At 74.0% G+C, this 11,340-nt stretch carries 8 protein-coding genes; 6 read left to right on the top strand and 2 right to left on the bottom strand.

Annotation, left to right across the window (positions count from 1 at the left end):
* Positions 1–404: 404 nt before the first annotated feature.
* Positions 405–3,668 carry an AMP-binding protein gene (locus ACF089_RS28660; RefSeq protein WP_392032534.1) on the bottom strand — a complete coding sequence of 1,088 codons (3,264 nt, stop codon included), beginning with the start codon at positions 3,666–3,668 and terminating at the stop codon, positions 405–407.
* A 774-nt stretch (positions 3,669–4,442) separates the two neighbouring features.
* Here ACF089_RS28660 and ACF089_RS28655 point away from each other — a divergent pair.
* Complete coding sequence (locus ACF089_RS28655; protein WP_392032531.1) at positions 4,443–5,480, top strand: polysaccharide deacetylase family protein; 1,038 nt, start codon at positions 4,443–4,445, stop codon at positions 5,478–5,480.
* Positions 5,481–5,651: 171 nt separating this feature from the next.
* On the opposite strand, the gene ACF089_RS28650 is transcribed toward ACF089_RS28655, so the two are convergent.
* Positions 5,652–6,881, bottom strand: a complete 1,230-nt coding sequence (locus tag ACF089_RS28650; protein WP_392032528.1) for a GNAT family N-acetyltransferase — start codon at positions 6,879–6,881, stop codon at positions 5,652–5,654.
* A gap of 708 nt (positions 6,882–7,589) precedes the next feature.
* Here ACF089_RS28650 and ACF089_RS28645 point away from each other — a divergent pair.
* From ACF089_RS28645 to ACF089_RS28625, 5 genes are all read left to right on the top strand, one after another.
* Positions 7,590–8,003 carry a hypothetical protein gene (locus ACF089_RS28645; protein WP_392032525.1) on the top strand — a complete coding sequence of 138 codons (414 nt, stop codon included), beginning with the start codon at positions 7,590–7,592 and terminating at the stop codon, positions 8,001–8,003.
* 117 nt (positions 8,004–8,120) lie between these two features.
* Positions 8,121–8,573 carry a hypothetical protein gene (locus tag ACF089_RS28640; protein ID WP_392032522.1) on the top strand — a complete coding sequence of 151 codons (453 nt, stop codon included), beginning with the start codon at positions 8,121–8,123 and terminating at the stop codon, positions 8,571–8,573.
* A gap of 35 nt (positions 8,574–8,608) precedes the next feature.
* On the top strand, positions 8,609–9,433 hold the full coding sequence (locus ACF089_RS28635) for an alpha/beta fold hydrolase (protein WP_392032520.1): 825 nt from the start codon (positions 8,609–8,611) through the stop codon (positions 9,431–9,433).
* Positions 9,434–9,456: 23 nt separating this feature from the next.
* Positions 9,457–10,380: a MerR family transcriptional regulator gene (locus ACF089_RS28630; RefSeq protein ID WP_392032762.1), complete on the top strand. Its 924-nt coding sequence runs from the start codon at positions 9,457–9,459 to the stop codon at positions 10,378–10,380.
* A 173-nt stretch (positions 10,381–10,553) separates the two neighbouring features.
* Entirely contained in the window at positions 10,554–11,051 is a 498-nt protein-coding gene (locus tag ACF089_RS28625) for a hypothetical protein (protein ID WP_392032517.1), read from the top strand.
* Positions 11,052–11,340 lie beyond the last annotated feature (289 nt).

Here is an 11,340-nt window from a genome sequence, read left to right as displayed (position 1 = left end):
AGCGATGGTCCTGGGGCGAGGCGGGCGTCCGGCCAGGGCGGTTCGTCGGCCGGCGAGGGCCGCGCGGTCGCGTCCGGCGGGGGTGCGGTGGTCGTCGGGGCAGGCGGGAGTACGGGACGGTCGACGGGGACGGCGGGGTCGACGGGGACTGGGGGCCTGGACTCGGGGCTCGGGGCTCGGGGCAGACCGGCGGGGCGGCCGGGGCCCGGGGAGCGGGAGGGACTGGGCAGGGCGGGGCAGGGCCCTGGCGATCGCGAGAGACCTGGCGGGTCGGACGGGCCGGGGATCGGGAGAGGGCCGGGGAACGGAAGCGGGCGGGGCAGGCGGGTCGGACGGGCCGGGAATCGGGAGATGCCAGGGATCGGGAGAGGCCGGGGTGGGCCGGGTGCGGGGAGGGCGGTGGCTCAGCGACCCGCGTCGGTCACGGCGTCGGTGAAGTCCTGGGCCAGGGCGGCGATCAGATCCTCGTCGAAGGCCAGCGCGTTGAACTGGATCCAGCAGTTCAGAGTCGCGTCCGGTTGTTCGACGACGGTCAGTTCCGGCACCCCGAGATCACCGCCGGGCAGCGGCCAGGGGACGGTGGTCCCGCGCGGCAGCTCCCAGGGTTCGCAGAGCAGCCCGGGCAGATGCGCGTCGGCGGCCCAGCTCTCGTAGCGCAGCCAGGCCGGGAACGCCACCACCGACGGCTTGAACTCGGAGTACGGATAGAGCTGGTGATCGAGCGCGCCGGTGGCGGCCAGCCGTACCCGCTCGGCCAGCTCGGCGAAGCCGGGCCCGCCCGAGCAGTCCACCCTCAGCAGCAGGGACTGCACCAGACAGCCGACCGCCCGCTGCGCCTCGGGCCGGGTCCTGCCGGGCACCGGGGTCATCAGCACCAGGTCCGACCGGCCGCTGCGGGCCGACAGCAGCCCGCTCCACAGGGCGGCGACGGCCATGAAGGGGGTGACCCCGAGCAGTCCGGCCCGCTCCCGCAGCCGGCCGGCCGGACCGGCCCCGACGGTGAAGGGGTACGCGACGGTGTGCACCTGGTCGACGGCGCGCCGGCCGGGGAAGGGATCGAGGGCGGACGGCGCGCCCTTCAGCGCCGCGGCGAAGTGCCGTCGCCCGGCCGGCCAGCGGGAGTTCGACCAGCGCACCAGGTCCTGGTACGACATGGTCCGCTCGGGCGGCCGCGGGGTCCGGCCGCGCCGCAGGGCGTCGTAGCAGAGTCCCAGTTCGTGCAGCAGGACGCCGATCGACCAGCCGTCGGCGACCATGTGGTGGACCGCCAGCAGGACGATGTGGTCCTCGGGGCCGCGGCTGACCACCAGCAGCCGGGCCGTCGGGTCCTCGCCCAGGTCGGTGAGCCGGTCCCGCTCGGCGATCAGCAGCGCGTTCACCTCCGTGTCGCTCGCGCCGGGCGCGTCCAGCAGAGTGATCCGCGCCCGGGGCTCCTCGTCCAGGACGGTGCGGACGAGCCCGGCGACACCGCCGGGTACCGGTACGAATCTGGTGCGCAGGGACGGGTGGCGCCGGACGAGCTCGGTCAGGGCGCGGCCGAGGGCCTCCCGGTCGAGCCGGTCGGCCACCCGGAACAGCGCGGTGACGGCGCCGACGTCGCGCCCGGACTCCTCGGCCATCCAGTCCAGGAAGTTCTCCTGCTGTCCGGTCAGCGGCACGGCGTGCGGCTGGTCCCGCAGGGCGCGCAGGAACGGCGGGATCGGGTGCGCGCCACCCGCGCCGCTCCCACCACCTGCACCACTCACATCACCTACATCACCCGCGTCGCTCATGCCGTCCGCGTCGCTCACGTCGTCCGCGCCATCCGCTCCGGCCGATGTGGGTACGGCGCCCGGCGCGCCGTCCTCCAGCCAGGCCGCCTGCGCCCGCAGCGAGGGACGCCCGAACACCAGCGCGGAGCCGGCGTCGACCCCGAACCGCTCCGAGACGGCGGCCGCCAGCCGGACGGCCCGGAAGGAGTCGCCGCCGAGCGCGAAGAACTCGTCGGCCACGCTGCGGGCCGGCCGCCCGAGCACCTCCTCCCACAGCTCCGCGAGCCGCAGCTCGGTCGCGGTGCCGGGCGGTCGGGCCTCCGGGGCGGCCGACGGGTCCGGCGCGGGGGCCGGGGCGTCGAAGAGCGGGCGGAGGCGGTGTTTGAGCACCTTGCCGGTGGCGTTGCGCGGCAGGTCGGCGGCGGTCAGGACCCGCACCGGGAGTTCGGCGCGGCTCAGCCGGGTGCTGAGGAAGAGCCGCAGCGCGTCGAGGTCCAGCCCTTCGGCCGAGGGCACCACGACGGCGACCGGCACCGCGCCCATCACCGGGTGCGGTACGCCGAGGGCCGCCGCGTCGGCGACCCCGGGGTGCTCGTGCAGCACATCCTCGATCCGCAGGGTGGAGACCTTCAGCGCGCCGGACTTGATGACATCGCTCTCCCGGTCCACCAGATGCAGATAGCCGTCCGCGTCCAGCCGCCCGAGGTCGCCCATCCGCACCCAGCCGTCGCGGAAGACGGCGGCCCCGGCGGCGGGATCGCCGACATAGCCGCGCTGCGGGCCCGGCTGGCGCAGCCAGACCTCGCCGACCTCGCCGATCGGCAGGGCCGCGCCCGACGCGTCGAGAACGCGCAGGTCCCGGGGGTCGGTCGGGCGGCCCACCGACCCGGGGCGGGACAGGTCGACCACCGTGGAGAGCTGCGCGGGCACCGCCTCGGCCGAGGTGTACACATTGACCACGGTGGCCTTGGGCAGCGCCTCGGTCAGCGCGCGGGCGACGGGGGACGGCAGGGCGGCGGCGGAGGAGCTGAGCAGCAGCACGCTGGAGAGGTCCCGGCGGTCGGGCACCCCGGAGTTGAGCAGTTCGACGGCCATCGAGGGCACCAGGAAGACGGTGCCGATCCGCAGCTCCTCCACGGCCCGGCCGAACTCCTCGGCGTCGAAACGCGGCAGGACGACGGTGGTGGGCGCGCCGGTCAGAGCCCCCAGGAGCATCATCTGACCCGCGTTGGTGCCGATCGGGAAGGCGTGGACGGAGTGCCGTGAGTGGGCGTACGGGCGCGGGCGCGGGTCGAGCCGCTGACCTGCGGTCAGATTGGCGTGCGAGGCGACGACTCCCTTCGGCACACCGGTGGTTCCGGAGGTGCCGACCACCTGGGCCGGGTCGCCGGGCGCGGACCTGAAGGGCGGTTCGCCGTCTCCCGGCGCGGCGGCCTCGACGGCGGCGAGGGTGTGCTCCGCGACATCGGACAGGCCCGGGAGCCCGGGCAGTTCGGCGCCGCGCAGCAGGGCCGTCGCCCCGCACAGTTCGGCGAGGCGTACGGCTTCGGGCTCGGCCAGGTCGGCGCGGAGCGGCAGCCCCGCCGCCCCCGCGTAGTGCACGGCCAGGAAGGCGACCGCGTACTGGTCCCAGGCCAGGTCGGCGAAGCGCAGGGCCACCAGATCGCCGGGCCGCACGCCCGCCTCCGCCAGGCCCCGGGCGGCCCGGACGGCCCGCTCGCGCCAGGCGCCGTAGGTGAGGGAACCGCCGCCGCGCACCTGGACGGCGATACTGTCGGGCCGGCCCGCGGCCCTGGAGTCCAGCAGATCGGGGACGGTCAACGAAGCGGGCGAAGCGTTGATGGTGCCCTCCAGGAGCGGTGTCCGGCTGGGGAGTTGACCCAGAATCGCGGTGTCACAAGAGACGGTCACGGGCATAGCGCGCAACCCTCGCACTTAGATATGGTCTGGACCATTCGGCGGGGCACGCGAAGAATAGCGCGACTGTCTCGTAACTGTGTTGTATTGCTGGAGAATTCGTGAAGATCGATGGAGGTCGGTCCGAGAGCGGTCCGTGACCGCGCGGGCAGGAACGCCACGGCGACACCCCTCACCAGGGAAGACGCCGGCGGGCGACAGGGCTCGCCCCATGTCGTACGGACCCGACCACGACGACTGCCCCGCCCCGCGCTCACCGGGAGCGGGAGGGGCACGGGCCGACCTGGCCGGATCGTCCGCCTCGACGCCGCACCACTCGCACCACCGGACCACAGCACCACCGGACCACAGCACCACCGGGCCACCGGGCCACCGGCTCACCCCGCACCACCGGTGCACCCCGCACCCGCCACCCGCTCACCCCGCTCACCCGCGAAGCCGAACGGCTCACCCACGACGCCGAACCGCGCCCTCGGGCAGATCGCCGTTCGACGCCGCCGCCGCGCCCTTCGCCGTCGCGCGGCCAGTGTGCGGCCGGCGTGCGACCGGAGGACCAGGCCGAGACCCGGCCGCCCTCCGAACGACGCGCCTCCGCCCCGGCCCGGCTCCGGGAGACACCTCCCGCGGGCCTTCTGACCTTGCAGTCCCCGTCGCCGTGCCCGCCGGAGAGTCCGGCGGCTCCCACGGCTCCGGCTCGGGCTCCGCCGATGCCCGACGCACCTCATCCGGCTCCGGGCGCGCTGTGCCGCCCGGGCGAGCGAGTAGGAAGAACGCATGCTGTACGCGGGAATCGCCTGGACTTCCAACGGCTACGAGATCGAGATCGTCGACGCCGGAGGAGACCGGGCCGTCGCTCCCACCCGATGGGGCGCGGAGCGGGCGGCCGATCTGACCCGGTGGCTCGGCGAGATCGGCAAGGAGTCCGAACTGCCGTGCGCCGTCGTCGTGGAGAGCACGAACGGACTGCTGGACGGGCTGCTCACGGCGGCCGGTCTCGATGTCTACCGCGCCGATCCCTGGGTGCTCCCCGAACGACCCGCCTTCGGTTCCGTTTCCGCCCGCGACCTCGCGGACCGGGCCAGCACCGACCTCGCGTCCCTCTCCCCGCTGACGGCGGAGGGCGGCGGGCAGACCGGGCGCGACGACGACTACCACAACGGGATCCGCCGCAGCGCCGAGGCGGAGTCGGCGCTCACCGCGGCGGGCCGCTGCTTCCGGCACGGGCCGCGCGATCGCCCGGAGATCGCCCTGACCTTCGACGACGGCCCCGATCCGGTCCACACCCGGGAGGTGCTCGACATTCTCCGCCGCTATGACGTGCGGGCCACCTTCTTCTGCGTCGGTCTGCACGTGAACGCGCTGCCCGACGAGGTACGGCGGATCACGGACGCGGGGCACAGCCTCGGCAACCACACCTGGTCGCATCCATTCATGCCGGATCTGACCGCCGAGCAGTTCCGTTTGCAGATCGAGCGGACCAGTGACGCCTTCGATCGCGCGGTGGGCCGGACGCCGGGCCTCTTCCGTCCGCCGTACGGCGCGCGCACCCCGGAGACGCTGGGCGAACTGCTCACGGGCGGACCGGCCATGGCGCTCTGGGACGTCGACTCCTGGGACTGGGCCCGGCCGGGGCCCGAGAAGATCGCCCAGACCGTTCTCGACCACGCACGACCGGGTTCCATGATCCTGATGCACGACGGCGGGGGCGACCGCCGCGAGAGCGTACAGGCGCTGCCCGCGGTGATCGAGGGCCTGCTCGAACGCGATCTGCGTTTCGTGTCGGCCGACGCCCTGCGGTCCGTCGCCGGCTGACCGGCCGGGCGCGGGCGCGTGGAGCGGTGCCGGGCCGCGGGGGCGGCGGCGGTCCGGCACGGCTCCGCGACAGGAGCCGTGCGCGAGGAGCCGTACGCGAGGAGCCGGGCGCGGAAGGATGTGCCCGGAAGGCCGTGCCGAGGAAGTGCCGGCCGTGCCCCGCCGCGGGGATCAGATGTCGTGCGGCACCCACGCCGCGCGTTCGCTCTCGAAGGCGAGCGTGGCCTCGGCCAGCGCCCCCGCGCGAAGCTCCCGTACCCGCCCGGCCGCCGCCAGGTCCGCCAGCCGGGCCCCGCCCAGATACGCCGCGCCCAGATCCCGGACGTCCAGCGCGAGATCCGCCGCGTCGGCGGTCCGGGCGCAGGACGCGCCCGAGGCGTCTCCGGAGAGCCGCCACCGGCCCTCGTTCCAGGGACAGAAGGAGTCCGTCACCTCGAGCACGATCTCCACCGGCGTCCGGTAGGTCCGCGCCTCCAGCGCCGCCCCGACCTCCACCAGGCGCACATATCCCTCGTCCTTGATCCGCACCGCGCAGCGGCGGAGGTCCGAGACGAGGTGCTGCCAGAAGTCGTCCACGGGCCGGTTGCGCATGCTGACGGTCGAGGTCAGATCGATGCCGAAGAGATGGCGCAGCAGCGCCGCGGAGGACGCCGGGTCCAGCCCGTACAGATCCTGCACCTCGACGGTCCCCTTGGGCCCGGCGTCGTCCCAGGCGGGCCGGGTGCGGAAGAGGGCGTAGCCGGTGGTCCGGCCGTCCCGCTCGGCGAGCACGCACTGGAGCCGGGAGGCGCCCTCCCGGTTCTCGGGGGCGTCGAGGACGCCGAGTCGCTCCCAGCCGGGCAGCCGGGTGATCATCCCGGGGCGGGCGGGGACCAGTTCGGCGTAGAGCGCCTCGCAGTCGGCGAGCGCGTCGGCCGGCGCGGCCGCGCGGATCCGGACGGCGTCCGTGCCGTCGGGTACGGCGAGCCGCACCCGGGCCGTGTCGATGTCGGCCTTGAGCAGACGTGTCGCCTCGCCGAATCCGAACCGTCCGTAGATGGCGGGCTCGGACGCGCCGAGGATGGCGAGCGGCTCGCCCCAGCCTCGGATGTCGTCCAGATGGCGGCGCATCATCGAGGTCAGCACACCGCGCCTGCGGTGGGTGGAGGCGACGCTCACCATGGTGACGCCCGCCATCCGGGCGAGCCCTCCGCCGGGCACGGCGACCTCGAAGCGGAACGATCCGGCGGTGCCGACGCAGAGATCTCCGTCCCAGACGGCGAGCGAGCGGTCGAAGTCGGTCAGCTCGCGGATCAGCTCGCGCTTCTCCGCCGATTGAGGGACGCCGCCGAAGGCCAGATCCAGCCCTTCGTACCAGCGGTCCCACTCCGACGTGCGCAGGACTCGCAGCTCAGTGGTCATATGCCATGAGTATCAGGGGGGTTCCGCCTGTCGCGACCCAATTTCGCCGACGCGCGCGGAACCGGCACCCGGATGCCGCCCGGACCGCTCGACGGGGCCAGGTCGACACCGCGCTCCCGCCTCGGGTCCCCGTCGTCGACGGTACGGATCCGGTGACCTGGCGGTCGCCGGCCCGCTCGGCGCTCACGCGGCTGGTGCGCCGAGGCCGGGGCTCTCGACGAAGCCCGGGAGGAGACGGGCGGGCGATCCGGCGGGGGGCTGCTCGGTGAGTCCGGGCGTCCTTCCCCGTTGAACACCGCCCAAACAAGCCAGTACAAGCCACTGCATGACGTTCTATCAGAGGCGCGCAGCGGGCCACCGATCACGCGGGGATACCCCTCATCGCGCCGAAGGCGTGCCGGCCGTGGACACCCGGGCCCCGGTCCTTCGCCACGTGCCCGGACGGGCCGCGCGAACGGGCCGGGCTCGCGCCCCGGAGAGGGCCGAGGTCCACGGACACCGGGGGTTCTCCGCGTACTCCGGACCCGCCCCGGCCCTCGCGTGCGGCATCGCGCTCCCGGCCGGACGACCCGTCCGGCGACGCCGCCGGGCACGCGTTGACATGGCCCTTCTGTCATCGGCGGAGTCTGAGTACCCGTACTCATGTACGAAGGTCTCGCGGGCGAGCAGAGTGTGGGCTTCACGACGGACCACCGAGGGAGCAACACCATGCGCAGGACGAGACTGGGTCTGACGACGGCGGCGCTCGCGGCCTTCGGGCTGGCGCTCGCCGGGGCCGGCCCGGCGGCGGCGAGCGGCGGGCTGCTGCCGCACCCCGGGCCGGACGGTCTGGTGTGGGCGGAGGAGTTCAGGGGAGACGGCGGCCTTGTGTCGGGTGGCGCGAACACAGGGCTGCCGACCGTTCTGACGGTCGCGTGCGAAGGCGGCGGCAGTCTGCGGGCGACGATGGAGTCGCAGCAGGCCCAGGTCGCCGACTTCACCGTCGACTGCCCCGCCGGATCCACCGGCCTCGGCTCGGTGACCATGGACCCGGGCATCGTCCGCGGATCCTTCAGCGTGGGCATCGACGCCTCGTCCCCGGAGATCCGCTGGTCGCTGGCGGTGGCGCAGCCGGAGTCCTGACAGAGCCGGCGCCCGTGACCGGGGGCGGACGCGCGATCCGCACGGGCCCGCCCCGGTACGAGCCGCGGATTCCCTCGCCGGTACGGACGTCCGCACAGACGCCTGTACGGTCGTGCGGTGAATGCGAGAAAGCGGGACGGATGCCCCCTGCACGGACCCGGAGTACGTCCCGAGCACCTGGTCGGGCGGCGTCTTGAGCGGGTGCTCGCCTCTTGGCACCGGCACGGCTCGGACGCCCCGTACGGCCCCCTGGACATCTGGCTGGTCGACAGCGAGGGAGACTCCACCCTTGTCACGACCGGATCCGACTGGTGTCTGATCGTCGAGTCCTCGGCCCCCTTCGAGGGGTACGACATGCGGGAGTGCGGCCGGGTCGAGGTCGTGCCGGACAGGAATGAGACACCGTTCGCGGCGCGCGTCGGCGAGACGGTCCTCGCCGTCCGCGAGGAGTGGGAGCAGGACGACGGGCGGACCGCGCTGGAGATCGTTTTCGACTCCGGCGCCGTCGTCCGGTGCGGGAGCCGGGCCGGGGACCTCGTCCTGTCCGCCCGGGGCGATCACGGCGGTTGACCCTGACGCAGGGGCAACCTCTCAGCATGGTCGGCATGACGACGACATCCAGCCTCCACCACGACGGCGTCCGGATCCCGGTGTCCCGCGGCGGCCGGGGACGGCCGCTGGTCCTGTGCCCCGGGCTCCATTCGACCCAGGCCGATCTGTACGAGCTGACCGCACTCCTCCGACGCGACCACGACGTGGTGACCTTCGATCTCAGGGGCCACGGCCTCGCCTCCGCCGCCGACCGGTACACCTTCGACGGGTTTCTGAGCGACCTCGCCGCCGTGCTGAACGGTCCCGCCGCCGGGATGGCGGAGCCGGACGGCCGGGGCCCGCACTCCGCGCCCCTGCTCGTGGGCTACTCGCTCGGCGCGGACCTGGCGGTTCACTACGCCGCCGAGCATCCCGGCTCCGTCGCCGGGCTGATCCTCGTCGACGGGGCGAACCCCTTGCCCGAACCGTTTCTCGCCGAGGCCGATCTGCCGTGGTTCCGCGCGCTGGCGGAGGATCAGGCGCGCGAGGCCGAGCGGACCAGGGGCACCGCGCGTCAGGTCCTGCTCTCCGCCCGGGACATCCTCGGGCTGGGCGCCGAGATCGACGGGATACGGTCCGGAATCCTCGACCGGTACCGGAGGATCGACTGCCCGATCACCATGATCATGTCGACCGCGATCGCCGGCGACAGCGGCGAGGGGCGCGCGCCACGGCACAACAGGCTCTGGCGCGCCGGCGTCGAGCGGCTCGTCCACGAGCGCCCGCACATCTCCATCTCCTGGCTCGACGCCGACCACCGGCTGGTCTTCACCCATGCCCCGGACATCGCGGAGATCATCCGGAGCGCCTGTCGCCCCGCCGAAGGGCCGGATTCGTGAGCGGCCCCGGGAAGACCGGCCCGATGCTGACCATCGGCGAAGTGGCCTCGTACGCCGGAGTGACGGTTCGCGCGGTGCGGCACTACCACGCCAAGGGGCTGCTCCCGGAGCCGGAGCGGGACCGTTCCGGCTATCGGCGATACGACGCCGCCGCCCTGGTCGAGCTGATCAGAATCCGGACCCTCGCGGAGGCCGGGGTCCCGCTGGCACGTGTTCAGGAGCTTTTGCGGGCCGGCGGGGAGGAGTTCGCCAGGGCGGTCGCGGACATCGACCGGCGGCTGTGCGCGGAGATCCGGGAGCGGCAGCGGCACCGCGAGCGGATCGCCGGTCTCACCTCGGGGGACAGTCTGGCGCTGCCCTCGGAGGTGGTCGGCCTCCTCGACCGGCTGCGCGCGCTCGGGGTCGACGAGCGGATCGTCCGGGTCGAACGCGACGGCTGGATCGCGCTGGCCGCGCACTGCCCCGCGCGTGTCCCGGAGTGGGCGGCACGCAAACGCGAGCAGATCGCCGACCCACGGCTCATCGGCTTCTTCCTCACCCTGGGCCGGGCTCTCGACCGGACCGACGACGATCCCCGGCTGGTGGAACTGGCCGACGAACTGGCCGCCCACCTGACACGGATGACCGAGGAGCAGGGCGAGGAGTACATCGGCGACGTCGCCGTCGAGCCGCCGTTCGCCCGGCTGATGGACGCCCTGGCCTATGACACCGCGCCGCCGGCTCGCCGGCTGGTCGAACTGCTCGCGAACCGGGGCTGGACGGGCTGGACCAGGCTTCAGCGGGTGGAACCGGCCGGGGCTCGACGTCCGCCGACCTCACCGGGCGAGACGGGCAGGGCGGGCGAGACGGTCGGGCCGAACAGGACGAGCGAGGCTGGCAGGACGGGCAAGACGTACGGGAGAGGTGGGACGGGCGGGGTGGACGAGAGGGGCGGGCCCGACGGATGATCCCGTCCGGCCGATGGCCCCGAGGCCGTCCCCTTTCAGGGGAATCCCCCGGCCCCTCCGCATATCCGGCGGCCCACGGCGAAAGATCGCCTCGGGGCCGGGGCGCGGCGCGCCTCCGTGCCCCGATCGCCTTCGTACCCCCGTACGCCGGGTTTCGGAATGAGGACTTCACCATGGTCACAAGGAAGACGCGGACGCCCGCTCTGACGGTCGCCGCGGCGGTGGTGCTCGGCTGTGTGGCAGCGCCGGCCGCGATGCCAACTCCCACGGCCGCCGCGGCTCCGGCGCGCGCCGCCCGCGCGGTGCCGCCGCAGCAGAACATTCCCGAGCTGGAGGCGGGCGGACCGGCCCGGAGAGTGATCTTCACCCCGGACCGGCAGGTGCGCCGCGGTCCGGGCCACCTCGACGTCGAGGCGCCGCCGTACACGAGGATCGTCGCCCTGAACATCAACTGCGACGCCCCGGGCTGCGAATCGCGCGTCGCGTACGACGGGCTGAGCGCGAGCGGGTACTTCCCGGGGAACCGCGTCACCTTCGGCCGTCCGATCACCGTCGACCTCGCGGCCGATCACGACGCGCCGTACGAAGGCGGCTACTTCAGCGGCACGTTCACCTTCCTGGGGGAGAACCAGACGCTGACCGTCAGGATCAGGGCGGAGGAGGAGTTCTGAGCCCGTCGGATCACCCGCCCGGTCCGGCGGATCCGGGGGCCTGCCGCCGCCGTGCGGCCCGCTCTCCCCGGGCCCGCCGTGATCCGCTCCCCCGCCCGTGACGGGGCCCGGGACGAGGAACGGGCCCGGGACGAGGAAAGGACCCGGGACGAGGAAAGGACCCGGCCCGGCGGCTCGGCATCCCCGCGTACGCGCCGCCGGATCCTGACGGCTCGGCACACGAGCGCCCGAGCCTCCGGAGCCTCGGCCTCGTCGGCCGACCCGGAGCGGAAGATGCGGCGGCGGACAG

Origin of the sequence: Streptomyces sp. NPDC014894 (genome assembly GCF_043080985.1) — a bacterium.
GTDB lineage: Bacteria > Actinomycetota > Actinomycetes > Streptomycetales > Streptomycetaceae > Streptomyces.
The sequence above is the reverse complement of the archived record's forward strand: the minus strand, read 5'-3'. Positions and strand labels throughout refer to the sequence as shown.